Source organism: Variovorax sp. 05T418 (assembly GCF_056396385.1).
The window spans coordinates 129,745-155,063 of record NZ_JBFTLJ010000003.1 but is presented as its reverse complement, the minus strand read 5'-3'; the positions used below and the strand labels follow the sequence as shown (position 1 = coordinate 155,063).

Annotated in this window: 23 protein-coding genes; 19 read left to right on the top strand and 4 right to left on the bottom strand. The window is 68.3% G+C overall.

What is annotated here, in order from left to right; all coding sequences use genetic code 11:
- The first annotated feature begins 5 nt into the window (after positions 1 to 5).
- The 4 genes from AC1DMS_RS06710 to ygiD are packed head-to-tail and all read left to right on the top strand — an operon-like array spanning position 6 to position 3,996.
- Positions 6 to 917, top strand: a complete 912-nt coding sequence (locus tag AC1DMS_RS06710) for an ABC transporter permease (RefSeq protein WP_012746241.1) — start codon at positions 6 to 8, stop codon at positions 915 to 917.
- A gap of 24 nt (positions 918 to 941) precedes the next feature.
- Positions 942 to 2,012: an ABC transporter ATP-binding protein gene (locus AC1DMS_RS06705; protein WP_369664239.1), complete on the top strand. Its 1,071-nt coding sequence runs from the start codon at positions 942 to 944 to the stop codon at positions 2,010 to 2,012.
- Complete coding sequence (locus AC1DMS_RS06700) at positions 2,009 to 3,007, top strand: ABC transporter ATP-binding protein (RefSeq protein WP_369664240.1); 999 nt, start codon at positions 2,009 to 2,011, stop codon at positions 3,005 to 3,007. Before AC1DMS_RS06705 ends, AC1DMS_RS06700 begins: the two co-directional genes overlap by 4 nt.
- 8 nt (positions 3,008 to 3,015) lie before the next feature.
- Complete coding sequence (gene ygiD, locus AC1DMS_RS06695; RefSeq protein ID WP_478180832.1) at positions 3,016 to 3,996, top strand: 4,5-DOPA-extradiol-dioxygenase; 981 nt, start codon at positions 3,016 to 3,018, stop codon at positions 3,994 to 3,996.
- Between the two features lie 10 nt (positions 3,997 to 4,006).
- Here ygiD and zwf read toward each other — a convergent pair whose 3' ends face one another.
- Entirely contained in the window at positions 4,007 to 5,473 is a 1,467-nt protein-coding gene (gene zwf / locus AC1DMS_RS06690; protein WP_012746245.1) for a glucose-6-phosphate dehydrogenase, read from the bottom strand.
- A 144-nt stretch (positions 5,474 to 5,617) separates the two neighbouring features.
- Here zwf and AC1DMS_RS06685 point away from each other — a divergent pair, with 144 nt between their 5' ends.
- Genes AC1DMS_RS06685 through AC1DMS_RS06670 form a run of 4 tightly spaced genes read left to right on the top strand, consistent with a single transcriptional unit; the run spans position 5,618 to position 10,617 of the window.
- Positions 5,618 to 6,631 (top strand): ABC transporter substrate-binding protein, encoded by a 1,014-nt coding sequence (locus AC1DMS_RS06685; RefSeq protein WP_012746246.1) that lies wholly within the window; start codon positions 5,618 to 5,620, stop codon positions 6,629 to 6,631.
- The gene (locus AC1DMS_RS06680) at positions 6,632 to 8,908 is read left to right on the top strand and encodes an ABC transporter permease (protein ID WP_436301370.1); all 2,277 of its coding nucleotides are present in this window, start codon (positions 6,632 to 6,634) and stop codon (positions 8,906 to 8,908) included.
- On the top strand, positions 8,905 to 9,954 hold the full coding sequence (locus AC1DMS_RS06675) for an ABC transporter ATP-binding protein (RefSeq protein ID WP_478180831.1): 1,050 nt from the start codon (positions 8,905 to 8,907) through the stop codon (positions 9,952 to 9,954). Before AC1DMS_RS06680 ends, AC1DMS_RS06675 begins: the two co-directional genes overlap by 4 nt.
- A 12-nt stretch (positions 9,955 to 9,966) precedes the next feature.
- Positions 9,967 to 10,617, top strand: coding sequence for an HAD family hydrolase (locus tag AC1DMS_RS06670; protein WP_436301372.1), 651 nt, complete (start codon positions 9,967 to 9,969; stop codon positions 10,615 to 10,617).
- Here AC1DMS_RS06670 and AC1DMS_RS06665 read toward each other — a convergent pair.
- Entirely contained in the window at positions 10,604 to 11,284 is a 681-nt protein-coding gene (locus AC1DMS_RS06665; protein WP_012746250.1) for a lipocalin family protein, read from the bottom strand. The two genes, AC1DMS_RS06670 and AC1DMS_RS06665, sit on opposite strands and share 14 nt — an antisense overlap.
- A 250-nt stretch (positions 11,285 to 11,534) precedes the next feature.
- Between AC1DMS_RS06665 and tal the strand changes: the two genes are divergently transcribed.
- From tal to AC1DMS_RS06650, 3 genes are all read left to right on the top strand, one after another.
- Positions 11,535 to 12,491 carry a transaldolase gene (gene tal, locus AC1DMS_RS06660; protein ID WP_018903545.1) on the top strand — a complete coding sequence of 319 codons (957 nt, stop codon included), beginning with the start codon at positions 11,535 to 11,537 and terminating at the stop codon, positions 12,489 to 12,491.
- Positions 12,492 to 12,493: 2 nt separating this feature from the next.
- On the top strand, positions 12,494 to 14,056 hold the full coding sequence (gene pgi / locus AC1DMS_RS06655) for a glucose-6-phosphate isomerase (RefSeq protein WP_478180830.1): 1,563 nt from the start codon (positions 12,494 to 12,496) through the stop codon (positions 14,054 to 14,056).
- Between the two features lie 158 nt (positions 14,057 to 14,214).
- The gene (locus AC1DMS_RS06650; RefSeq protein WP_012746253.1) at positions 14,215 to 14,544 is read left to right on the top strand and encodes a DUF805 domain-containing protein; all 330 of its coding nucleotides are present in this window, start codon (positions 14,215 to 14,217) and stop codon (positions 14,542 to 14,544) included.
- Positions 14,545 to 14,552: 8 nt separating this feature from the next.
- Here AC1DMS_RS06650 and AC1DMS_RS06645 read toward each other — a convergent pair whose 3' ends face one another.
- Both AC1DMS_RS06645 and AC1DMS_RS06640 read right to left on the bottom strand, forming a co-directional pair.
- Positions 14,553 to 15,617 carry a 4-hydroxythreonine-4-phosphate dehydrogenase PdxA gene (locus AC1DMS_RS06645; RefSeq protein ID WP_436042630.1) on the bottom strand — a complete coding sequence of 355 codons (1,065 nt, stop codon included), beginning with the start codon at positions 15,615 to 15,617 and terminating at the stop codon, positions 14,553 to 14,555.
- A gap of 40 nt (positions 15,618 to 15,657) precedes the next feature.
- Entirely contained in the window at positions 15,658 to 16,638 is a 981-nt protein-coding gene (locus AC1DMS_RS06640) for a Bug family tripartite tricarboxylate transporter substrate binding protein (protein WP_012746255.1), read from the bottom strand.
- A 90-nt stretch (positions 16,639 to 16,728) separates the two neighbouring features.
- Between AC1DMS_RS06640 and AC1DMS_RS06635 the strand changes: the two genes are divergently transcribed.
- The 8 genes from AC1DMS_RS06635 (at position 16,729) to AC1DMS_RS06600 (ending at position 25,318) form a co-directional block, all read left to right on the top strand.
- Positions 16,729 to 17,664, top strand: coding sequence for a LysR family transcriptional regulator (locus AC1DMS_RS06635; RefSeq protein ID WP_230537734.1), 936 nt, complete (start codon positions 16,729 to 16,731; stop codon positions 17,662 to 17,664).
- Positions 17,665 to 17,841: 177 nt separating this feature from the next.
- Positions 17,842 to 19,152: an ABC transporter substrate-binding protein gene (locus AC1DMS_RS06630; protein ID WP_012746257.1), complete on the top strand. Its 1,311-nt coding sequence runs from the start codon at positions 17,842 to 17,844 to the stop codon at positions 19,150 to 19,152.
- Between the two features lie 154 nt (positions 19,153 to 19,306).
- Positions 19,307 to 20,164, top strand: coding sequence for a carbohydrate ABC transporter permease (locus AC1DMS_RS06625; protein WP_012746258.1), 858 nt, complete (start codon positions 19,307 to 19,309; stop codon positions 20,162 to 20,164).
- A gap of 10 nt (positions 20,165 to 20,174) precedes the next feature.
- Complete coding sequence (locus AC1DMS_RS06620; protein ID WP_012746259.1) at positions 20,175 to 20,999, top strand: carbohydrate ABC transporter permease; 825 nt, start codon at positions 20,175 to 20,177, stop codon at positions 20,997 to 20,999.
- Between the two features lie 17 nt (positions 21,000 to 21,016).
- A complete protein-coding gene (locus AC1DMS_RS06615) occupies positions 21,017 to 22,054 on the top strand; it encodes an ABC transporter ATP-binding protein (protein ID WP_012746260.1) in 1,038 nt (345 codons plus the stop codon).
- A gap of 82 nt (positions 22,055 to 22,136) precedes the next feature.
- Positions 22,137 to 23,528, top strand: a complete 1,392-nt coding sequence (dalD, locus tag AC1DMS_RS06610) for a D-arabinitol 4-dehydrogenase (RefSeq protein ID WP_478180829.1) — start codon at positions 22,137 to 22,139, stop codon at positions 23,526 to 23,528.
- Positions 23,525 to 24,313 (top strand): L-iditol 2-dehydrogenase, encoded by a 789-nt coding sequence (locus AC1DMS_RS06605; RefSeq protein ID WP_018903539.1) that lies wholly within the window; start codon positions 23,525 to 23,527, stop codon positions 24,311 to 24,313. Before dalD ends, AC1DMS_RS06605 begins: the two co-directional genes overlap by 4 nt.
- A gap of 333 nt (positions 24,314 to 24,646) precedes the next feature.
- Positions 24,647 to 25,318 carry a transaldolase family protein gene (locus AC1DMS_RS06600; RefSeq protein WP_436042632.1) on the top strand — a complete coding sequence of 224 codons (672 nt, stop codon included), beginning with the start codon at positions 24,647 to 24,649 and terminating at the stop codon, positions 25,316 to 25,318.
- Position 25,319 lies beyond the last annotated feature (1 nt).

Sequence of the window (25,319 nt, the reverse complement as noted above, 5' to 3'; positions counted from 1 at the left end):
TCACGATGAAAAAAACATTCGCCCGCTGGCTCGACAGCGACGTCGGCTACAGCTTTCGCACTTCGCCCGTGGCCATGGCGGCGGCGCTCATTGCACTGGCCTGCGTGTTCTGCGCGGTCTTTGCCGGATGGGTCTCGCCGCACAACCCCTTCGACCTGGCGACGCTCGAGCTCGGCGATGCGCGCCTGCCGCCCGCATGGAGCGCCGAAGGCTCTTCCAAGTACCTGCTGGGCACCGACGACCAGGGCCGCGACATCCTCTCGGCCGTGATCTACGGCGCACGCATCTCGCTGATCGTCGGCGTGGTGTCGGTGGCGCTGTCGATCACCGTGGGCGTGGTGCTCGGCCTCCTGGCCGGCTTCCTCGGCGGCTGGCTCGATTCGTTCCTCATGCGCCTGTGCGACGTGATGCTGTCGTTTCCGCCGATCCTCGTGGCGCTGCTGATTGCGGGCGTCGGCCGCGCGCTGTTTCCCAATGCACATGAGTCGCTGGCCTTTGGCGTGCTCATCATTTCCATATCGCTGACCGGCTGGGTGCAGTACGCGCGCACGGTGCGCGGCTCCACGCTGGTGGAGCGCAACAAGGAATACGTGCAGGCCGCGCGCGTGACCGGCGTGGCGCCGCTGCGCATCATGCTGCGCCACGTGCTGCCCAACGTGATGGGGCCGGTGATGGTGCTGGCCACCATCCAGGTCGCCACTGCGATCATCACCGAGGCGACCTTGTCGTTCCTCGGCGTCGGCGTGCCGCCGACTTCTCCTTCGCTGGGCACGCTGATCAGCATCGGCAACCAGTACCTGTTCTCGGGCGAGTGGTGGATCACCGTGTTCCCGGGCCTGATGCTGGTGCTGATTGCGCTCAGCGTGAACCTGCTGGGCGACTGGCTGCGCGACGCGCTGAACCCGCGCCTGCGCTGAGATAAAAAAAAGGACAACGCCGCCATGACGCTGCTCCAGGTCAAGAACCTTGTGGTCGAGTTCCCGCACCGGCGCGGCACGCTGCGCGCGCTCGACGGAATTTCATTCGACATCGCGCCCGGCGAAATCCTGGGCGTGGTGGGCGAGTCGGGCGCCGGCAAGTCGCTCACGGGCGCGGCCATCATCGGGCTGCTCGAGCCGCCGGGCCGCGTGGCCAGCGGGGAAATCCTGCTCGAAGGCCAGCGCATCGACAACCTCGGCTTCGATGCGATGCGGCCCATCCGCGGGCGCAAGATCGGTGCGATCTTCCAGGACCCGCTGACTTCGCTGAACCCGCTCTACACCGTCGGCCGGCAGCTGGTGGAAACCATCCGCGCCCACCTGCCGGTGACCGAGGCCGAGGCGCGCCGCCGCGCCATCGGCCTGCTGCAGGACACCGGCATTCCGGCCGCCGAGCAGCGCATCGACCATTTCCCGCACCAGTTCTCGGGCGGCATGCGCCAGCGCGTGGTGATTGCCCTGGCGCTGGCGGCCGAGCCCAAGCTCATCGTGGCCGACGAGCCGACCACGGCGCTCGACGTGTCGATCCAGGCGCAGATCATCCAGCTGCTCAAGCGCATCTGCAAGGACCGCGGCGCCGCCGTGATGCTGATCACGCACGACATGGGCGTGATCGCCGAAACCTGCGACCGCGTGGCCGTGATGTACGCGGGCCGCATCGCGGAGATCGGCCCGGTGCATGAAGTGATCCACCAGCCGGCGCATCCCTACACCTCGGGCCTGATGGCCTCGATTCCCGACATGGCGAGCGACCGCGAACGGCTCAACCAGATCGACGGCGCGATGCCGCGGCTCAATGCCATTCCCGAGGGCTGCGCCTATAACCCGCGCTGTCCGCGCACCTTTGCGCGCTGCCTCACGGAGCGGCCCGAGCTCATGCACGCCGGCGCCACGCGCGCCGCATGCTGGCTGCACGATGCCACCGATCCGCACAGGGGCCAGGCCGAGCTGGCGGCCCGGCACCACGATGCGCAGCTGGCCGGCGAGCGCGCCGTGCCCGATGCGGCCGCACCGCTTGCGGAGGTGAGCCGATGAGCACCGCACCGCTGGTGGTGGCGCACGACCTCGCGCGCACCTTCGACGTCTCGCCGCCATGGCTCAACCGCGTGCTCGAACGCAAGCCGCGCGTGCTGCTGCATGCGGTGGACGGCGTGAGCTTTTCGATCGAGCGTGGCAAGACGCTGGCGCTGGTGGGCGAATCGGGCTGCGGCAAGAGCACCGTGGCGCGCCTCTTGGTCGGCCTTTACGCCCCCACGCGCGGCGGCCTGCAGTTCGACGGGCAGGACGCGCATGCCGCGTTCAAGACCCCCGAAGGCCGCAAGCTGCGCCGGCGCATCCAGATGATCTTCCAGGACCCGTACGCGAGCCTGAACCCGCGCTGGATCGTCGAAGACATCGTCGGCGAGCCGCTGCGCGAGCACGGCATCCTCCGCGGCAAGGCCGAGCTGCGCGAGCGCGTGGGCGAACTGCTCAAGTCGGTCGGCCTCTCGCCGCTGGACATGAGCAAGTACCCGCACCAGTTCTCGGGCGGCCAGCGCCAGCGCATTTCCATTGCACGCGCGCTCGCCACCGAGCCCGAGTTCCTGGTGTGCGACGAGCCCACCTCGGCGCTCGACGTCAGCGTGCAGGCGCAGGTGCTCAACATCATGAAGGACCTGCAGCGCCAGCAGGGCCTGACCTACCTCTTCATCTCGCACAACCTGGCGGTGGTGCGGCACGTGGCCGACCAGGTCGGCGTGATGTACCTGGGTCGGCTGGTCGAGGTGGCGGACAAGCAGAAGCTCTTCGCCGAACCGCAGCACCCCTACACGCGCATGCTGCTCGACGCGATTCCGCAGATGAAGCACACCGGCCGCGCGCGCACGCCGGTGCAGGGCGAGGTGCCGAACCCGCTGAACCCGCCGACCGGCTGCGCGTTCCATCCGCGCTGCCCGCATGCGAATGCGCGCTGCTCGGCCGAGCGGCCGAAGCTGCTGAACATCCGGGGCGTGCAGGTGGCCTGCCACGCGGCCGAAGAAGGCCGCATCTAGCTGGAAGCGTGCGTAAACGCACCGACATGCGCGCCAAGGCGGCGCAGAGTGCGGCCATGACCATGAAGAAGAACCCAGGCACCGGCGGCAGCCCGGCGATCCCGTCGGCGCCGGGCCGCCGCGGCTTTCTCATGGGTTCGGCGCTGGCGGCGACCTCGACGCTGGCTACGCTTTGTTCGCTGTCGCACGCCGCGGGCGCGGCCGCGTCGCAGCGGATGCCGGTCATCTTCATCGGCCACGGCTCGCCGATGAATGCGCTGGCCGACAACGCCTTCACGCGCCGGCTGGCCGCCTGGGGCGGGGAGCTGCCGCGGCCCTCGGCCATCCTGAGCGTTTCGGCCCACTGGCTGAGCCGCGGCGCCATCGGCGTCGGAATGCAGGAGCGGCCGAAGACGATCCACGACTTCGGCGGTTTTCCGCAGGCGCTGTTCGACATCGAGTACCCGGCGCCAGGCCATCCCGCGCTCGCGCGCGAAGCCATCGGCGCGGTGAAGCAGGCCGCGGTGGTCGGCACCCAGCAGTGGGGCCTGGACCACGGAACGTGGACGGTGCTGAAGCACCTCTATCCGAAGGCCGACATCCCGGTCTTCCAGCTCAGCATCGACTACGACCAGCCGGCCGCCTTCCACTACGCGGTCGGCCGCGACCTGGCGGCGCTGCGGAGCATGGGCGTGCTCGTGATGGGAAGCGGCAACGTGGTGCACAACCTGCGGGCCACCGACCGCGGCACGCCCGACGGGCCCGTGGCGAGCCGGCCCTGGGCGCAATCGTTCGACGATGCGGTGAAGGCCGCGCTCGCGGGGCGGGACGACCGCGCGCTGGTCGGCTATGAAAAGCTGGCGGGCGCCTCGACCGCGGTGGCCACGCCGGACCACTACTTTCCGTTTCTCTACGCGCTCGGCGCCGCGGGAACGGGCGAGCGCGCGAAAACGGTCTACGAGGGATTCCAGTCGGGCACGCTGAGCATGCGCTGCATCCAGTTCGGCTGAGCGCGCCGGCCTACTGTTCCTCGCTCCACGAGAAGCCGTCGCGCGCAATCATCGCGCTCGAGGCGCTCGGCCCCCAGGTGCCCGCGGCGTAGGGGCGCGGCCCGCCGTCCGATGCCCAGCTGTCGATCAGCGGTTCGACCCAGCGCCATGCTTCTTCCTGCTCGTCGCTGCGCACGAACAGGTTCAGGCGGCCGTCGATCACGTCGAGCAGCAGCCGTTCGTAGGCGCCCACGCGCTCGGCGCCAAAGCGCTTGTCGAAGTCGAGGTCCAGCTGCACGGGCGCGAGCTGCGCGGCGCTCTGGTGGCCGTTGCTGCGGCGGTTGTCCTGCGCCTGCGCGAGCATGTGCAGCTCCAGGCCGTCGCGGGGCTGGAGGTTGATCACCAGCTTGTTGACGGCGCCGGCCGGTGCGCGGTAGATCGCATGCGGCGTGGGCCTGAAGTTGACCTCGATGCGCGCGTCGCGCGAGGCCAGCCGCTTGCCGGTGCGGATGTACAGCGGCACGCCGGCCCAGCGCCAGTTGGCGATTTCCGTGCGCAGCGCCACGAAGGTCTCGGTGCGGCTTTCGGGGTCGACGCCGGGCTCGTCCTTGTAGCCCGGCACGCGTTCGCCGTACGCCGTGCCGGCGGTGTACTGGCCGCGAATCGCGTGCAGCCCCAGAGTCTCGGGCGTCCAGGGCTTGAGCGCGCGCAGCACCTTGAGCTTCTCGTCGCGGATGGCGTCGGCATGCGAGTTGATCGGCGGCTCCATGCCGATCGCGCAGACCAGCTGCAGCGCATGGTTCTGCACCATGTCGCGCAGCGCGCCGGTCTGGTCGTAGAAGGCGCCGCGCTTTTCGACGCCCAGGTCCTCGGCGATGGTGATCTGGATGTTGGCAATGTGCTCGCGGCGCCAGATGGGCTCGAACAGCGCATTGCCGAAGCGCATGGCGAACAGGTTCTGCACCGAGGGCTTGCCCAGGTAGTGGTCGATGCGGAAGACCTGCTTCTCGTCGAGCACCTTGCACACCGCGGCATTGATCGCGCGGTTGGATGCCAGGTCATGGCCCAGCGGCTTCTCGAGCACCACCCGGGTCGACGGGCCGTTCAGGCCGGCTGCGGCGATCTGCTCGACCACCTGGGTGAAGAGCGCGGGCGCCGTGGCCACGTACATCACCACCGTGTCGGCATTGCGCTGCTTGAGCAGGTCGGAAAGCCGCGCGTAGTCGGCCGGCTTGGACAGGTCCATGCGCAGGTAGTGCAGCAGCGAGGCGAACTTCTCGAACTCCTCGGCCGAAGGGCGCTTGGCGCCTTCGACGGCATTGAAGCGCGACTGGATCAGTTCGCGGTACTGGTCGTCCGAGAGGTCGTCGCGGGCCACGCCGACGATGCGTCCGTCTTTCGGGAGGCTGCCATGCCTGAAGGCCTGGAACAGCGCGGGCATCAGCTTGCGCCATGCGAGATCGCCAGTGCCGCCGAACAGAACGAGATCGAAGCTCATGAGTCGAAATTCCTTTTGTCTTGGTGCCGAGTGGGCTCTCCGGTTCAACCGAATGGTACTTGTACCAATTCATGAAACCTGTACGAAAGCTACGCTCAACCCCGGCCGGGAGGCCTATTTTTGTTTTGGAGGCGAGGTTTTCACATGAAGAAGCTTTTTACTGCAGCGGCCTTGGTGGGTTTGTCGGCCGCCGCGTCGGCGCAGGGCACGGTCAACGTGATCTGCTCGGTCCAGGCCGAATGGTGCAACGTGATCGCCACCGTGTATGCGCGCACCACGGGTACCCGCATCAACATGTCGCTCAAGGGCTCGGGCGAGGCGCTGGCCCAGCTCATCGCCGAGAAGGACAACCCCAAGACCGACATCTGGTTCGGCGGCACCGGAGACCCGCACCTGCAGGCGGCCGAGCAGGGCCTGACGCTCGAATACAAGTCGCCCACGCTGGCGCATCTGCACCCCTGGGCCCAGCAGCAGGCCAGGCAGTCGGGCTACAGGACCGTGGGCATCTACTCCGGCCCGCTGGGCTTCGGCTACAACCCCGAGCTGCTCGCCAAGAAGAAGCTGCCGGTGCCCAAGACCTGGGCCGACCTGCTCAAGCCCGAATACAAGGGCGACATCCAGGTGGCCAACCCCGCATCGAGCGGCACGGCCTACACCATGATCGCCACGCTGGTGCAGCTGATGGGCGAGGACAAGGCCTTCGACTACCTGAAAGCGCTGCACCGGAACGTGGGCCAGTACACCCGCTCGGGCACGGGCCCGATCAAGGCGGTGGCGCGCGGCGAAACGGCCGTGTCGATCAGCTTCGTGCACGACGGCCCGGGCGAGAAGATGCAGGGCTTCCCGGTCGAGACCATCACGCCCAGCGACGGCACCGGCGCCGAGATCGGCTCCATGAGCATCATCAAGGGTGCGCGCAACCTCGAGGCCGCGAAGAAGTTCTACGAATGGGCGCTCACGCCCGGCGCGCAGGAGCTCGGCGCCGCCAACAAGCAGTTCCAGCTGCCGAGCAACGCGAATGCCAAGCTCGACCCGCGCATCCCCGACTTCAAGAAGATCAGGTTCATCAACTACGACTACGCAAAGTACGGCGCCAGCGCCGAGCGCCGGCGCCTGATCGCGCGCTGGGAAAAAGACGTCAATTCGCTGCCGCGCTAAGTGCAAGCCCCTTCCATCGGCAGCGCGCCGGCCAATCCGGCGTCGGTGGCCGCCGCCCGGCGGGCGCAGCGCTGGGTCCGGGCCTGGGTGGCGCTGGGCCTTGCGGCCTACCTGCTGCTGCCCTGGTACGCGATCCAGGACGCCACCTGGTACGAAGCCGTTCCGCAGGTCTTCGGCCGGGCCGAGGGCGCCAACGGCCTGATGCAGGCGCTCACGCAGGGGCGCAGCTGGCTCTTCATCGGGCTTGGCGGCTTGGCGATGTGCGCCATCGGCGCCTGGCGGCCGGCCGGCCGCGCGCAGGGGCGCTGGCTGCTGGCGGGCGGCGCCATCGGTGCCTTGGGCCTGGCGATCGCCGGCTTCGCCATCGGCGCGCGCGGCTGGAGCTTCGAAGCGCTCAACACGCATTTCGGCGAGCTCGCGATCAACCAGTTCGGCATCGGCGCGGGCGGCGCCGTGGCGCTCGCGGCGCTCACGATGCTGGCGGCCTTCGGCATTGCGCGGCTCGGGCTCTTCAAGGGCGACCTGTTCGTGGCGGCCGCGGTCATCGGCTGCGGGGTGCTGATGGCGCTGTTCATCGCCTACCCGGTGAGCAAGGCGCTCGCGGGTGCCTTCCTCGACGAAGACGGCCGCTGGTCGATCACGGCCTTTGCCGCACGCGTGTTCGCCGAACGAATCTGGGGCGTGGGCTGCCTGGCGGGCGGGGTGCGCTGCGGCGTGGCCTGGAACACGCTCGTGCTGGCGCTGCTGACGGCCGCCGGCACCACCTTCCTCGGCACCCTGATGGCCTTGATGGCCGAGCGCGGCAGCAAGCGCGGCCAGGGCGCGCTGCGGGTGCTCGCGCTGCTGCCGATCATCACACCGCCCTTCGTGGTGGGGCTCGGGCTCATTCTGCTGTTCGGCCGCGCGGGCATCGTCAACCAGCTGCTCGAGAGCGCATTCGGCATCGAGCCGACGCGCTGGTTCTACGGCATGCCGGGCGTGCTGGTGGCGCAGCTGTTCGCCTTCACGCCCATCGCCTTCATGATCATGCGCGGGGTGGTGCAGGGCATTGCGCCCAGCCTGGAAGAGGCGGCGCAGATGCTGCGCGCCGACCGCCGCCGCACCTTCTTCACCATCACGCTGCCGCTTTTGAAGCCCGGGCTGGCCAATGCCTTCCTGGTCGGCTTCATCGAGAGCATTGCGGACTTCGGCAACCCGGTGGTGGTGGGCGGGCAGTTCTCGGTGCTGTCGACCGACATCTTCTTTGCCATCGTCGGTGCGCAGTACGACCAGGGACGCGCGGCCTCACTGGCGTGGGTGCTCACGGTCTTTGCGCTCGGCGTGTTCGCGCTGCAGCGCGGCGTGCTCGGCCGGCAGAACTACACCACCGTGAGCGGCAAGGGCGATGCGGGCATTGCGATGGCGCTGCCGGACGGCGTGCGGCGCACCATCCAGTGCATCGCGCTGCCGTGGATCGCGTTCACCGCGGTGGTCTACCTGTTCGCCTTTGCGGGCGGCTTCGTGCAGACCTGGGGGCGCGACTACAGCTTCACGCTCGATCATTTCAAGAACGCGTTCGCGCTCGAATGGGGCCAGTTCGGCCTGGTGTGGGCCGGCACCGCGTGGAATTCGCTGCTCACCACGCTCAAGCTCGCGGGCATCTCCGCGCCCATCACGGCCGCGCTGGGCCTGCTGATTGCCTGGCTGCTCGCGCGCAACGAGTTCAAGGGGCAGGGCGTCTTCGAGTTTGGCGCGCTGCTGGCCTTTGCCATTCCGGGCACGGTGCTCGGCGTGAGCTACATCCTGGCCTTCAACGTGCCGCCGTTCGAGCTCACGGGCACCGGGCTCATCATCGTGCTGTGCTTCATGTTCCGGAACCTGCCGGTGGGCGTGCGGGCCGGCACGGCGGCCTTCAAGCAGCTGGACCGGTCGCTCGACGAAGCCTCCCTGATGCTGCGCGCCTCTACGGCCCAGACGCTCTTCAAGGTGGTGCTGCCGCTGCTGAAACCCGCGCTGGTGGCTGCGCTGGTCTACAGCTTCGTGCGCGCCATGACGACGGTGAGCGCGGTGATCTTCCTGGTCACGGCCGAGAACGAACTGGCCACCACCTACATCATCGGCCGCGTGGGCAACGGCGACTACGGCATTGCGCTGGCCTACTGCACGGTGCTGATGGTGCTGATGTCGCTGGCAATTGCGCTGGTGCAGTTCGTGGTGGGCGAGCGCAGGCTGGGGCGGCGCGGCACTGCGCCTCCGCATCAAGGACATCACAAAATGGAAAGCCTGGCGACACCATGAACGGCATCGAATTGCGCAACGTCACCAAGCGCTACGGCACCGACAGGAACGGGCCGCTGGCGGTCAAGGGCATCAGCTTCGAGGTGCCGGCGGGCACGCTCACCACCATCCTCGGGCCTTCGGGCTGCGGCAAGACGACCACGCTGCGCATGATCGCGGGGCTCGAATCGGCCAGCTCCGGCTCCATCTTCATGGGCGGGCGCGACGTGACCACGCTGGGCCCGGCCGAGCGCAACGTGAGCATGATGTTCCAGAGCTACGCGCTGTTCCCGCACATGAACGTGATCGAGAACGTGGGCTACGGCCTGCGCATGAGCGGCGTGAAGAAGGACGAGGCCGCCTCGCGGGCGCGCGGCGCGCTCAAGGGCGTGGGGCTGGTCGGCTTCGACGAGCGGCTGCCGAGCGAACTCTCTGGCGGCCAGCAGCAGCGCGTGGCACTGGCGCGCGCGCTGGTGCTGGAGCCCGCGGTGCTGCTGTTCGACGAGCCGCTGTCCAACCTCGACGCCCGGCTGCGGCGCGAAATGCGCGAGGAGATCCGCGCGCTGCAGCAGCGCCTGAAGCTCACGGTGGCCTACGTCACGCACGACCAGAGCGAGGCCCTGGCCGTGAGCGACCAGATCATCGTGATGGACCACGGCGTGATTGCCCAGCGCGGCACGCCCGAGCAGCTCTATGCCCGGCCAGAGAGCGAGTTCGTCGCCGGCTTCATGGGCGAGGCGATGGTGTTCCCGGCCGTGGCGCAGGCCGACGGCAGTGTCGCGCTCGGCCCGCTGCGGCTGCAGCCGCGCCATGCGGTGGCGCCCGGCGCGGTGAAGGTGGCGGTGCGGCCCGAGGCCTGGGAGATCGGTGCCGCCGGCGCGGCCGCGCGCCTGCCCGCCACGCTGCGCAAGGCGGCCTACCTCGGCAGCTTCTACGAATATGGCTTCGACACGCCGCTGGGGCCGGTCTTCGTGGTGTCGACCGATCTGTCGAGGCCCCTGGCCGCGGGCGCCGAGGCCACGCTGTCGCTGGCGGCGCATGGCGTGAGCGTGGTGCCGGGCGCGTGAAACAATGGCGCCATGAACGTGGTTTTCGATCTTGGCGCCGTGCTGCTGGCATGGGAGCCCACCCGGCTGGTGCAGACCCATCTTCCCGAGCATGCCCCCACCGAAGCCGCCGCGGCGGCGCTGGGCCGGGCGCTTTTCCACCATGACGACTGGATGAGCTTCGACTGCGGCATGCGCTCGCTGGACGAGGCCATCGCGCGCATGGCCCGGCGGCTGTCGCTGCCGGCGGCCCGGCTGGACGCCATGCTCGGCACGCTCGGGGAGCGCCTGGAGCCCATTGCCGTCACCGTGGAACTGCTCGAGGGCCTGTTCGCCCGGCGCGAGGCCGGCGAGGCGCTGCGCCTGTACTACCTCTCGAACATGCCGGCGCCCTACGCGCGCGCGGTCGAGCGCCGGCACGGCTTCATGCGGCGCTTCGACGGCGGCGTGTTCTCGGGCGATGTGAAGTTCATCAAGCCGGATCGCGAAATCTACGAACTGCTGGCGGTGCGCCATGCGCTCGAGCCCGCCGAGACGGTGTTCATCGACGACTCGGCCGCCAATGTGGAGGCCGCGCGGGCCTTCGGCTGGCAGGCCATCCACTGCACGCACCCCGCGGCGCTGGCGGCGCAGCTGGCGCGCCATCTGCCGGCTGTGCCGGCTGCGCCGGCTATCGGCCGGTGAGCACCACCTTGGAGGTGTCGAAGCCCAGGCTGGCGGCGTAGTCCAGCTCGGCCTGCAGCGCGTCGTCCTCCAGGCGCGGCGCGCGCGAAAGCACCCAGAGGTACTGGCGGTCGGGCGTGCCGACCAGCGCCACCTGGTAGTCGCGGTCGAGCTTCAGGATCCAGTAGTCGCCCCAGACCATCGGCAGCCAGCTGAGCCACGAGGGCGCAAAGCGCACTTCGAGCCGGCCCGCACCGGGCTGGCCCGCCACCGGCACCACGCGCGCCGTTCCCACCGCCTCGTCGAAATTGCCATCGGGCCGCACGCAGCGGTTGAGCACCTGCATGGTGCCATCGGGCTGGAGCGTGTACTCGGCGCTCACGGGGCCGGCGCACTGCTTCTGGAAGCGGTTGGGCAGGCGGGCCTGCTCGTGCCAGATGCCGGCGTAGCGCTGCAGGTCGACCGGCGCCACCACCTGCAGCGGCGCGCGCATGAGCGGTGCGCCATCGGGCGGCCCGGGCAGCTGGGCTCGCCCGGTGCGTCCCGCGCCCATGGCGATCCAGGTGGCGACACCGCCCACCACGAAGGCCGTGGCCAGGGTGCCGATGGCGTGGCTGGTGCGGCGGTCATCGAAGGACGGAGCGCGGCTGGCGGCGGCAGCCGCGGCGGAGCGATGGCGAAGGGGCATGGGCGTGGCACTCCTGTGGTCGGAAGCATCGATCGGAAACGGCCAGCCTAGTCCCGGGCCGGGGCGGCGCGCCGTCAGCGGCGGACCACAGCCGCTGTAGGGCAGCGCGGCCGGCCGGCCACTTACAACCCTGTCGGCGGCAGGCTGATCCAGGGCGGTGAAAACCCGTGCTACGGTGCGCATGAAAACATCGGCCCCGGCGCAACAGCGTGCAGGACTTGTCATCACCCGCACTGGATAATCTTTCTCCATGAATCAACTCGATGCTCTCCGCCAATGGACCACCGTGGTCGCCGACACCGGCGACTTCAAGCAACTTGCCATCTCCAGGCCGCAGGACGCGACCACCAATCCGTCGCTCATCCTGAAGGCGGTGCAGAAGCCCGAGTACCGGCCGCTGCTCGACGAAGCCGTGAGCAAGCATGCGGGCAAGCCGCTCGACGAGGTCATCGACCGGCTGCTGGTGCGCTTCGGCACTGAAATCCTCTCGATCATTCCGGGCCGCGTGTCCACCGAAGTCGATGCGCGCCTCTCGTTCGACACGGCCGCCACCGTGGCGCGCGGCGAGCGCATCGTGGCGCTCTACAAGGCCGAGGGCATCGACACCGAGAAGCGCCTGCTGATCAAGGTGGCCTCCACCTGGGAGGGCATCGAGGCGGCGCGCACCCTGGAGCAAAAGGGCATCCGCACCAACCTCACGCTGCTGTTCTCGTTCGCGCAGGCGGTGGCCTGCGGCGCGGCCGGCGTGCAGCTCATCTCACCCTTCGTGGGCCGCATCTACGACTGGTACAAGAAGTCGGCCGGCGCCCAGTGGAACGAGGCCGCCAACGCGGGCGCGAACGACCCCGGCGTCAAGTCGGTGCGCCAGATCTTCGAGTACTACAAGCAGCACGGCATCAAGACCGAGGTGATGGGCGCGAGCTTCCGCAATGTGGGACAGATCCGGGCCCTGGCCGGCTGCGACCTGCTGACCATCAGCCCCGAGCTGCTGGCCGAGCTGGCCGCGAGCAACGAGCCGCTCGCGCATGCGCTCGATGCCAAGGCGGCAACCGGCGGCGATGTCGCCAAGGTCAGCTACGACGAGGCCGGCTTCCGCTTCGCGCTCAACGAAGACGCCATGGCCACCGAGAAGCTGGCCGAGGGCATCCGCGCCTTCGCGGCCGACGCCGTCAAGCTCGAGAAACTCATGCAGGAAAGCGGCAAGTAAGCATGGCCATGACCCAACGCTGCGACCGCGCGCCCGCCTGGGCGCAACTGCAGGCTGCCTTCGAGACCGCGGGCCGCCAGTTCGACGTGCGCCATGCCTTCGTCGACGACGCCGGCCGTTTCGAACGCTTCAGCCAGGAGGCGCCGTACCTGTTTGCCGACCTGTCGAAAAACCTGATCGATGCGCGCACGGAAGAACTGCTCTTCGCGCTGGCCCGCGAGTGCGGCCTCGAGGCGCACCGCGACGCCATGTTCGCGGGCGAGCACATCAACAACACCGAAGACCGCGCCGTGCTGCACACGCTGCTGCGCGCCCCCGCCGATGCCAAGGTGGGCAAGACGGCCGACAAGCTGCGCGAGGTGCACGAAACGCTCGATGCGATGCTGGCCTATGCCGAGAAGGTGCGCGCCGACCACACGATCACCGACGTGGTCAACATCGGCATCGGCGGCTCCGACCTCGGGCCGCAGATGGCGGTGCTGGCGCTGGCCGAGTTCGCCGCGCCCGGCAAGCGCTTTCACTTCGTCTCCAACGTCGACGGCCACGAGCTGGCCGGCGTGCTGCAGGGCCTGGCGCCCGAGCACACGCTGTTCCTCATTGCGTCCAAGACCTTCACCACGGCCGAGACCATGGCCAACGCGCTTTCGGCCAGGCGCTGGTACGAGCAGTCGGGCGGCACCGACATTGCCGGCCACTTTGCCGCGCTCACCACCAACGTCGAGGCTGCGAAGCAATTCGGCATCGACACCACCTTCGGTTTCTGGGACTGGGTGGGCGGGCGCTATTCGCTGTGGTCGGCCATCGGACTGCCGATTGCGCTGGCCATCGGCGCCGACGGCTTCCGCCGGCTGCTGGCGGGCGCGCACGCGATGGACGAGCACTTCCGCAGCGCGCCGCTCGAGCAGAACCTGCCGGTGCGGCTCGGCCTGCTCGATGTCTGGTACCGCAACTTCCACAAGTTCACGAGCCGCGGCATCGCGCCCTACCACAGCGCCCTGAAGCGCCTGCCGGCCTACCTGCAGCAGCTCGAGATGGAAAGCAACGGCAAGCAGGTCGATGCGAGCGGCGCGCCGCTGCCCGCGGGCCTTGGCACCTCGCCCGTGCTCTGGGGTGAGCCCGGCACCAACGGCCAGCATGCCTACTTCCAGATGCTGCACCAGGGCACCGATGTGATCCCGCTCGAATTCGTGGCGGTGCGCGATGCGGCGCACGACCTCGACGGCCACCACCCCAAGCTGCTGGCCAATGCGCTCGCGCAGGCGCAGGCGCTGATGGTCGGCAAGCTCGATGCGGGCGGCCACAAGAACTTCCCGGGCAACCGGCCGAGCAGCTTCTTCGTGTTCGAGAAGCTCACGCCCGAAGCGCTGGGCGCCTTCCTCGCGCTGTACGAGCACCGCGTGTTCACCAGCGGCGCGCTGTGGGGCATCAACAGCTTCGACCAGTGGGGCGTGGAACTCGGCAAGGTGCTCGCGAAGGACATCGAGCCGCGCCTTGCCTCGGGCGACATCATGGGCCTCGACGCCTCGACCGCCGGCCTCCTGAAACGCCTGGGCACGCAGGCCTGATCCGCTGAAAGGCCGGGGCAGCCGGCCCGGATAGGCCCGGACAGGCCGATCCATAGGCCATTTGTTTGCGAACTGATGGCCGAATTTGCCGTTGAATGATGCGTCGATATGATCGGCCCGGGGAATTTCCCTGGGATTCAATCAAGAGGAGTCGATCAATGGACTTTCAAACAGCGGTCAAGACCTGTTTCAGCAAATACGCCGATTTCAACGGGCGCGCATCGCGTTCCGAGTACTGGTGGTTCGTGCTGGCCGAGGTCATCGTTCTCATCGTGGCAAGCCTGATCCATCAGTATGTGTACTTCATCGCGGCGCTGGGCTTCCTGTTGCCCGCGCTGGCCGTGGGCGCACGCCGCCTGCACGACATCGGCAAGAGCGGCTGGCTCCAGCTGTTGATGATCATCCCGATCGTCAACCTGGTGCTGATCTATTTCTACGTGCAGCCCTCGCAGCCCGAAACCAACCCGCACGGCGCGCCCGCCGCCTGAGCCTCGCGTCAGGCTGCAGTTTCCGCGCTGGAAAGCGTGCGCACCGGCCCACCGCTGGCCATGCGCACGCACAGGTCGAAGGCCTGCTGCAGGCCTTCGATCTGCGCGATGCCCTTGCCCGCGATGTCGAAGGCGCTGCCGCTGGCCGAGGTGGCCACCGGCACGGGCAGGCCGCCATGCAGGGTCACGCCCTGCTCGAAGCCCATGAGCTTCATCGCGATCTGGCCCTGGTCGTGGTACATCGACACCACCGCATCCACGTCGCCGCGGCGCGCGCCGATGAACACCGTGTCGGGCGAGAACGGGCCGCGCGCGTCGTAGCCGTCGGCGCGCAGCCGCTCGATGGCCGGCGCGATGATCTCGATCTCTTCCATGCCGATGGAGCCGCCGTCGCCCGCATGCGGGTTGAGCCCCGTCACTGCGATGCGCGGCTGTGCCACGCCCGCACGGCGCAGCGCCGATGCAATGATCTTCACCGCATCGCCCACGCCCTCCACCGTGATGTGGCTCGCCACATCCTTCAGCGGAATGTGCGAGGTCACGCGCGAGGTCCACAGCGAACCCGTGAGGTTGAATTCGCAGACGAAGCCCGTCACCGCGAAGCGCTCCTGCATGTAGCGCAGCTCGTCCTCGTGCACGAGGCCGCCCAGGCGCAGCGAATGCTTGTTGAGCGGCGCGAAGACAATGCCCTCGGCCTGGCCGCGCCGCACGGCCGCGGTGGCCAGTTCCAGCGCCTCGAAGGAGGCGCGGCCCGAGGCCTCGTTCGACTCGCCGAGCACCGGCTCCCGGCCCTGCATCCAGTCGCGCTGCAGCAGGGTGGGGCGGCCGTCCTCGAAGCGCAGGTCGTCGAGTCCGCCGATCCGCAGCGGGTCCAGCTTCATGCCCGCCACGCGCTCGCCCGCGGCCAGCACCACCGGGTCGGCGATCAGCATCACGCGCGCGGCGTCCAGGTTGCGCTGGCGCGCGAGCAGCTTCACGGCCATCTCGGGGCCGATGCCGCCGGGGTCGCCGAGCAGCACGGCGATGCGGGGCCTGGCGGGGATCAGGTTCGGGGTCTTCGGTGGGGTGGGCATGAAGTCGGGAATGAAGTGGAGGAATGGAAGGGAGCAGGCCTCACTCGGCCTTGATGTTGGCGTCGCGCACGAGCTGGCCGTAGTGGTCGAACTCCTGCCTGTTCATCGCCGCGAAGGCTTCGCCGGTCAGCGAACCGGGCTCGCCGCCCAGGGCCTTGATGCGCGTTTGCACATCGGAAAGCTTCAGCGTGCGCACGAGCTCGGCGTTCAGCCGCTCGACCGCGGGCCGCGGCGTGCCGGCGGTCACGTAGAGGCCGTACCAGGTGGACACATCGGCGCCCTTGATGCCCTGCTCGGCCAGCGTGGGCACGTCGGGCAGCTCGGGCGAGCGCTGCGGCGCGCTCACGGCCAGCGCGCGGAACTTGCCGGCCTTGATCTGGCCCATGGCGGAGGAGGTGCTGTCGAACATCATGTCGACCTCGCCGCCGATGATGTCCACGTGGGCCTGCGAGCTGCCCTTGTAGGGCACGTGGATCGACTTCATGCCGGTCGCCAGGTTGAAGGCCTCGCCGCCCACGTGCTGCGTGCTGCCGATGCCCGACGATGCGTACTTGAAGCCGCCGGGCTTGGCCGCCATGGCCGCCAGCAGGTCCTTCACCGACTTGTAGGGCGAGCTGGCCGAGACCACCAGCACGTTGGGCATCACGGCCACCAGGCCGATCGGCTGCAGGTCTTTCAGCGGGTCGTACTTGAGCTTGAGGATGTGGGGCGCCACCGCCTGCGCGGTGTTGGTGGCCAGCAGCAGCGTGCTGCCGTCGGCCGCGGCGCGCGCCGTGAGCTCGCCGGCAATGGTGTTGGAGGCGCCGGGCCGGTTCTCCACCGTCACGGGCTGCTTGAGCACCGGCGCGAACTTGTCGGCCAGCACGCGCGCCAGGATGTCGGTGCCGCCGCCCGGCGAGGCGCCGACCAAGATGCGCAGCGGCTTGTCGGGATAGGCCGGCTGCTGTGCGCCGGCGGTGGCGGCCATCAGCGCCAGCGCAGCCGCGCCCGCGGCGCGGGCCAGAAGAAAGGATTGCTTCATCGGATGTCTCCTGCTTGTTTGGCGCGAGCTTAGGCAGCTTCGTGCGGCCGATCCAATCGAAAAAGCCCGAAGCTCCATATACTTTTGTGCATGACTTCCGGTCCTGGCCCTGCCGACACATCGCTGATGCTCCATGTGCGGCCGCGCCAGCTGCTGCTCCTGGCGCGGCTCGACACCCACCGCCACCTGGGCCGCGCGGCCGAGGCCATGAACATCAGCCAGCCGGCCGCCACCAAGCTGCTGCAGCAGCTGGAGGATTCGCTCGGCGAAAGGCTCTTCGAGCGCTTGGCGCGCGGCATGGAGCCCACGCCCTACGGCGAGATCCTGATCCGCTACGCCCGCCGCGTGCTCAGCGACTTCGGCAGCGCCCGAGAGGAAATGCTCGCGCTGCGCTCGGGCCTGAGCGGTTCGCTGCGCGTGGGCAGCGTGCCGGGCGCGGTGCCCGAGCTGCTGGCGCCGGCGCTGGTCGAATACCACCGCCGCCATCCGCAGGTGGCCGTGTCGGTGGTGGTGGAGACCAGCGATGTGATGCAGGCGCAGCTGGAGCAGGGCGATGTCGACCTGGTGCTGGGCCGGCTCACCGACAGCCACGACGAGGCCAAGTACGCGAGCGTGCCGCTGCTGGGCGAATCGCAGGTGGTGGTGGTGCGCGCCGCGCACCCGGTGTTCGAGCGCGCCACCGTCACGCTGGCCGAGATGGCGAACTGGTCCTGGGTGCTGCAGCCGCCGGGCTCGCCGCAGCGCGGGCGCTTCGAGGCGGCGATGCGCGAGGCGGGCATCCAGGCGCGGCTCGACATCATCGAAACGGCATCGCCGATCGCCATTACCGCCTTGCTGGAAAACTCCGACATGGCCGCCGTGATGCCGGCTTCGCAGGCCAGCCACTACGCCCGCCTGGGCGTGCTGCGCACGGTGCCGGTGGAGTTGCCGGTGCGCGTGCCGCCGATCTGCCTCGTCACCCGGCAGGACCGCGCGCTCTCGCCGGCCGCGGCGCAGTTCCGGCGCCAGCTGCTGGGCGGCGGCTGAAGCCTTTGGATTGAGTCTTTCCATGCTGTATTGCACCAACTAGGGAATCTCCTAGCCAACTGGTGCATGAAAGTACCAAGGCAAGCAGCCGAAGTACCAAACCCGCAAGCGCGTTTCTCCAGAATCCCGCCACGGCGACCCAAACAGAGCGGGCGTCGCTCACCTCTAGGAGACAACATGAAGCGTTTTCTGAAAGCGGGCCTCGTCCTCGCACTCGCCGGCACGGGGCTCGCCTCCCATGCCGCCACCGAACTCGTGATCGCGACCGTCAACAACGGCCACATGATCGAGATGCAGAAGCTCACGCCCTTCTTCGAAAAGGCCAACCCCGACATCAAGCTCAAGTGGGTCACGCTGGAAGAAGGCACGCTGCGCCAGCGCGTGACCACCGACATCGCCACCAAGGGCGGCCAGTTCGACGTGATGACCATCGGCCTGTACGAAACCCCGATCTGGTCGAAGAAGGGCTGGCTCAAGCCCATCGCCACCGACGCCGCCTACGACGTGGACGACCTGCTGCCCGCCATCCGCAACGGCCTGTCGACCGATGGCAAGCTCTACGCCGCCCCGTTCTACGGCGAGAGCTCGATGCTCATGTACCGCAAGGACCTGGCCGACAAGCTGGGCGTGAAGTTCTCCGACCAGCCGACCTGGGCGCAGGTGAAGGAGTTCGCCGACAAGGCCAACGACCCGAAGGCCGGCGTGTACGGCATGTGCCTGCGCGGCAAGCCGGGCTGGGGCGACAACATGGCCTTCCTGACCACGCTGGTCAATACGCATGGCGGCCAGTGGTTCGACATGCAGTGGAAGCCGCAGATCGACACCAAGCCCTGGAAGGATGCGATCACCTTCTACGTCGACCTGATGAAGAAGGACGGCCCGCCGGGCGCCTCGGCCAACAGCTTCAACGAGAACCTCGCGCTCTTCAACGAAGGCAAGTGCGCGGCCTGGGTCGACGCGACCATCGCGGCCTCGTTCATCAGCGACCCGAAGCAGTCGAAGGTGGCCGACAAGGTGGCGTTCGCGCAGGCACCGACCGCCGCCACGCCCAAGGGCGCCAACTGGCTGTGGTCGTGGAACCTCGCCATTCCGGCCAGTTCGTCCAAGGACGAGGCCGCGCAGAAGTTCATCAAGTGGGCCACGTCCAAGGACTACGTCAACCTGGTGGCCAAGGAAACCGGCTGGGCTTCGGTGCCGACCGGCACGCGCAAGTCGACCTATGCGAACCCCGAGTTCCAGAAGGTCGCCAAATTCGCCGAAGCCGAGAAGAAGGCCATCGATACGGCCAACCTCAGCGACAGCACGCTGCCCAAGTCGCCGTACGTGGGCGTGCAGTACGCGGCCATCCCCGAGTTCCAGGCCATCGGCGTGGCGGTGGGCCAGCAGATGAGTGCGGCGCTGTCGGGCAAGGTCACGGTGGACCAGGCGCTCAAGACCTCGCAGACGGCGGCGGAGCGCGAGATGAAGAAGGCTGGCTACTACAAGTAAGCGGGGCTTACTTTCTTGCTCCCTCCCCTTCCGGGGGAGGGCAGGGGTGGGGGCACGCGGCGCACCAATCACCGCAGCGCCTGATCCAGGAGCCCCCATCCCAGCCTTCCCCCGGCGGGGGAAGGAGCCAGAGACAACGAGAAGGAACTTCCTCATGAAACGACTCCTGCCCCGCGCCCTCATGGCGCCCGCCGTGCTCACGCTCCTTTTGTGGATGATCGTGCCGCTCGCGATGACGTTGTACTTCTCGTTCGTGAACTACAACCTCATGCAGCCCGGCGAACGCACCTTCGCGGGCATCGAGAACTTTCACTACTTCGTCACCGATCCGGACTTCTGGCCCGCCACCTGGAACACGCTGGTGCTGATCGGCAGCGTGATCGTCATCACCGTGGTGCTCGGCGTGCTGCTCGCGCTCCTGGTGAACGAACCGTTTCCGGGCCGCGGCATCGTGCGGGTGCTGCTGATCTCGCCGTTCTTCGTCATGCCCGCGGTCAATGCGCTGCTGTGGAAGCACATGATGATGAACCCCATCTACGGCATCCTGGCCGACGTGTGGCGCTTCTTCGGCGCGACGCCGGTCGACTGGCTCACCGACGTGCCGCTGTTCTCGGTGATCGTCATGGTGGCCTGGCAGTGGCTGCCGTTCGCCTGCCTGATCTTCATCACCTCGCTGCAGTCGCTCGACCGCGAGCAGATGGAAGCCGCGCGCATGGACGGCGCGAGCGCATTCCAGCGCTTCTTCTACCTGACCATCCCGCACCTCGGCCGGCCGATGGCGGTGGTGATCATGATCGAGATGATCTTCCTGCTCAGCGTGTTCGCCGAGATCGCCATCACCACCAACGGCGGCCCGGGCAACGAGAGCACCAACATGACCTACCTGATCTTCAAGCAGTCGCTGATGAACTTCGACGTGGGCGTGGCCTCGGCCGGTGCGCTGTTCGCGGTGGTGCTGGCCAACATCGTGGCCGTGTTCCTGATCCGCATCATCGGCAAGAACCTCGACTGAAGGAACGACCATGCAACCCAGCAACTTCCTTCCGCAACTGCTGCGCACCGCGGGTGCCTGGGCCGTGGCGCTGCTGCTGTTCTTTCCGCTCGGCTGGCTGTTCCTCACGGCCTTCAAGACGGAGCTGCAGGCGATCCACGTGCCGCCGCTCTTCATCTTCGAGCCCACGCTCGGCAACTTCAGCGAAGTGCAGCGCCGCAGCGACTACCTGCTGTATGCGCGCAACTCGCTCATCACCAGCCTGGGCTCGACCGTCATCGGCCTGTTGATCGCGGCGCCCGCGGCGTACTCGATGGCCTTCTTCCGCACGAAGAAGACGCGCGACATCCTCATGTGGATGCTCTCCACCAAGATGATGCCGGCCGTCGGTGCGCTGGTGCCGATCTACGTGCTCGCGCAGACCGCGGGCCTGCTGGACTCGCTCACCGCGCTCACGATCGTGTTCACGCTGTCGAACCTGCCGATCATGGTGTGGATGCTCTACAGCGCCTACAAGGACATTCCGAACGAGATCCTCGAAGCCGCGCGCATGGACGGCGCGAGCCTGTGGACCGAGTTCCGCCACGTCGTGCTGCCGCTGTCGGTGGGCGGGCTCGCATCGACCGGCCTCCTGTGCCTGGTGCTGAGCTGGAACGAGGCCTTCTGGGCGCTCAACCTCAGTTCGGCCAAGGCCGGCACGCTGGCCACGCTGATCGCCTCGTACTCCAGCCCCGAAGGCCTGTTCTGGGCCAAGCTGTCTGCCGCCTCGCTGATGGCCATCGCGCCCATCGTCGTGTTCGGCTGGTTCAGCCAGAAGCAGCTCGTCCAGGGCCTGACCTTCGGCGCCGTCAAGTAAAGAAAGGGAGACACCCCATGGCCTACCTGCAACTCAAAGACATCAAGAAGAGCTTCGGCGACGTCGACATCATCAAGGGCGTCGACCTCGAGATCCAGAAGGGCGAGTTCATCGTCTTCGTCGGTCCTTCGGGCTGCGGCAAGTCGACGCTGCTGCGCCTCATTGCGGGGCTCGAGCCGATCACCAGCGGCAAGTTGCTGCTCGACGGCAAGGACATCACCTGGGCGCCTTCGGGCAAGCGCGACCTGGCGATGGTGTTCCAGAGCTATGCGCTCTATCCGCACATGAGCGTGTACGACAACATGTCCTTCGCGCTCAAGCTCGCGGGCGTGCCCAAGGACGAGATCAAGACCAAGGTGGAGTACGCGGCGAAGACGCTCAACCTCACGCAGTACCTCGACCGCACGCCTAAGGACCTGTCGGGCGGCCAGCGCCAGCGCGTGGCCATCGGCCGCGCGATCGTTCGCGCGCCCAAGGTGTTCCTGTTCGACGAGCCGCTGTCCAACCTGGATGCGGCGCTGCGCGGCAACACGCGCGTCGAGATCCACAAGCTGCACCGCTCGCTCGGCGCCACCACCATCTACGTGACGCACGACCAGGTCGAGGCCATGACGCTGGCCGACCGCGTGGTGGTGCTCAGGGACGGGCTCATCGAGCAGGTGGGCACGCCGCTCGAGCTGTACGACCACCCGGCCAACCAGTTCGTCGCGCAGTTCATCGGCATGCCGTCGATGAACATGGTGGCGGCAAGCGCCATTCCGAGTTTTTCCGCCGCCACCGGCGGTCGGCTGCCGAGCGACGGCTTCCTGGGCGTGCGGCCCGAAGGCCTGCGCGTGCATCCGAAGCAGGCTGCGCCCGCGGGCGTGCCGGGGCGCGTGGAGCTGATCGAGGCGCTGGGCGCCGACACGCTGATCCACGTCGACGTGGGCGGCGTGCCGCTGATCGCGCGCCAGAACGAACGCACGCCGCTGCATGCAGGCGACGACGTGGCGGTCGAGCTCGATCCGTCGGTGCTTCATTTGTTCAACCGCGAAGGCCGCTCGGTCTCCGCCTGATTTCTTCCGGAACATTCCCGTGACCCTCGCAGCAGCGCCTCTCGGTGCGCCAACCTCACCCCCGGCTCCTTCGGAGTTCGTGGTGCTTCACCTCGGACTCGGCTCGTTCCATCGGGCCCACCAGGCCGTCTACCTGCAGCGGCTGATCGATGCGGGCGACACCCGCTGGTCGCTCTCGGGCGCCAACATCCGGCCCGACATGGCCGATGTGGTGGCCGCGCTGCAGGCGCAGGGCGGGCGCTACACGCTCGAAACCGTGTCGCCGGCCGGCGAGTTGCGCTACGAACAGATCGAGGCCATCCGCGAAGTGCTGCCGTGGGAGCCCTCGCTGGCCGCGGTGATCGCACGCGGCGCCGCGCCGTCCACGCGCATCGTTTCGTTCACCGTGACCGAGGCCGGCTACTACCTCGACACCAAGGGCCGGCTGGACCTGTCGTTCGGCGATCTGGCGGCCGACATCGAGCGCGCGCGGCGCGGCGATGCTCCCGGCGAAGGCGTGACCATCTACGGCGCCGTCTGCGCGATCCTGCGTGCACGCAAGGCTGCGCAGGCCGGTGCGGTGACGCTGCTCAACTGCGACAACCTGCGCCACAACGGCGATCGCTTCCGCGCCGGGCTGCTCGAATTCATCGAACGCGCGGGCGACGCCGATCTGCTGGCATGGGTGCGGGCGAACACCGCCTGCCCCAATGCGATGGTCGACCGCATCACGCCGCGCCCGCCGCCCGAGCTGCGCGCACGCGTGCAGGCCGCAACGGGCCGCGACGATGCGGCCGCGATCAGCGGCGAGAGCTTCATCCAGTGGGTGATCGAAGACAACTTTGCGGCCGGCCGGCCCGACTGGGGCCGCGTGGGCGTGGAGCTGGTCGAATCGGTGCAGCCCTATGAAGAGGCCAAGATCCGCATCCTCAACGCCACGCACAGCTGCATCGCCTGGGCCGGCACGCTGGCGGGGCTGAACTTCATCCACGAAGGCACGCACGACGCGGCCATCCGCAAGATGGCCTTCGACTACGTCAGCGACGACGTGATCCCGTGCCTCAGCCCGAGCCCGATCGACCTTGCGGCCTACCGCGACGTGGTGCTCGACCGCTTCGGCAACCCCGCGATCCGCGACACCAACCAGCGCGTGGCGGCCGATGGTTTTTCCAAGATCCCGGGCTTCATCGCGCCCACGGTGCGCGAGCGGCTGGCCGCGGGGCAGCCGATCGACAGCGTCGCGATGCTGCCCGCGCTGTTCCTGGCCTTCCTGCAGCGCTGGCATCGCGGGGCGCTGCCCTATGCCTACCAGGACCAGGGCATGGACGAGGCCGTGGCGCACGCGATCTGCGATGCCGCCGATCCGGTGCTCGCGCTGTGCGCCGACCCGGCACTGTGGGGCGCCGCCGCGGGCGATGCGCGGCTGGTGGGCGCGGTGCGCGCAGCGAGCGCGCGCGTGGCAAATTTCCTGAAGAACCCTGGAGCAACGAAATGAGCGAACGTTTGAAGAACCGCCACGTGCTGCTGACCGGCGCCGGTGGCGGCATCGGCCTGGCCGTGGCCGAGGCCTGCATTGCCGAGGGCGCGCGCTGCAGCGTGATCGATCGTGCGGCGGCGGCGCCCGAGGCCGTGCGCGCGCTGCAGCAGCAGCACCCCGACAAGCTCGCCTACATCGCGGCCGACGTGACGGACACGCAGGCCATCGCGCACATGCTGGCCGAGGCGCAGGTCGCCTTCGGTCCGATCCACACGCTGTTCAACAACGCCGCGGTGTTCGACCTGGCGCCGCTGCTCGACAGCGACGAAGCCTCGTTCGACCGGCTCTTTGCCGTCAACGTGAAGGGCATGTTCTTCGTGATGCAGGCCGTGCTGCGCCACATGGTGGAGGCCGGTACGCAGGGTGCGTCGGTCATCAACATGGCCTCGCAGGCGGGGCGGCGCGGCGAGGCGCTGGTGTCGCACTATTGCGCGACCAAGGCCGCGGTCATCAGCTACACCCAGAGCGCCGCGCTGGCCATGGCGCCGCACGGCATCCGTGTCAACGGCATTGCACCCGGTGTGGTCGACACGCCGATGTGGGACCATGTCGACAGCCTGTTCGCCAAGGCCGAGGGGCTGCCGCCCGGCGAGAAGAAGCGCCGCGTGGGCCTGGAGGTGCCGCTCGGCCGCATGGGCGTGCCGGCCGACATCGCCGGCGCGGCCGTGTTTCTTGCCAGCGACGAGGCGCGCTACATCACGGCGCAGACGCTCAATGTCGATGGCGGTAATGTCATGAGCTGAGATGAAGCCTTGTTTTTCTTATCGCGGCGAGGGTCATTCAGGGCGCGCTCCCGCCGACGGGGTACCTTGCTCCGCGAATGTCCTCCGGCCTTCGGCCTCCCCCTTGATTTCGCTGCGCAAGGCACCCCATCGACGGGAGCGTTACGCGGAGCAGTCGTTGATCAGCGATACACCACGAACGTGCCCTGGTGCACAGAGCATCGGGTGCTCCCCGCAGCGAAATCAAGGAGGAGGCCGCAGGCCGGGGGACATTCGCGGAGGGGAGTACCCGGTGATCTGTGCACACGCCCTGAACAAGAGAGCAAAGAACAAGAGAGCCAAGAACGCACAGTCATGACCGAAGACTTCCATCTATACCTGGACAGCGCCGACCTGTCTGAACTGAAGACTTGCCTGCCGCACCCGGTGGTGCATGGCGTGACGACCAACCCCACGCTGCTCAAGCGCGCCGGCATCGGCCGCGGCGAAGTGCCCGGTCTGCTCAAGCGCTGCATCGAACTGGGTGCACGCCAGGTGCAAGCCCAGGTGTATTCCAGTGACGTCGACGGCATGCTCGAAGACGCAGCCGCCTTGCTCCCGCACTTCGACCGGGGCCAGCTGGTCGTGAAGATTCCCGCCACGCGCCAGGGCCTGGATGCCGGCGCGCGGCTCATCGCGCAGGGCGTGCCCATCACCTGGACCGCCGTGTATGCGCCCGAGCAGGCCCACTTTGCCGCGCAGTTGGGCGCGGCCTACGCGGCACCGTACCTCGGCCGGCTCGACGACGCTGGTGTCAATGGACTGGCGCTGATCGCGCAGATGCAGGCGCTGGTGGCGCTGCGGCCTTCGTCGGGCACGCGCCTGCTGGTCGCCAGCATCCGCTCGCGCGAGGCCTATCTTGCGTTGCTGGCGCTCGGCGTGGGCGCCATCACGATTCCGCCGCGCCTCTTTGCCGAGCTGCTCGACCATCCTGCCACGCTGGCCGCGGAGCGCGGCTTCCTGGCCGATGCGCGCGCCTTGCCCTGAC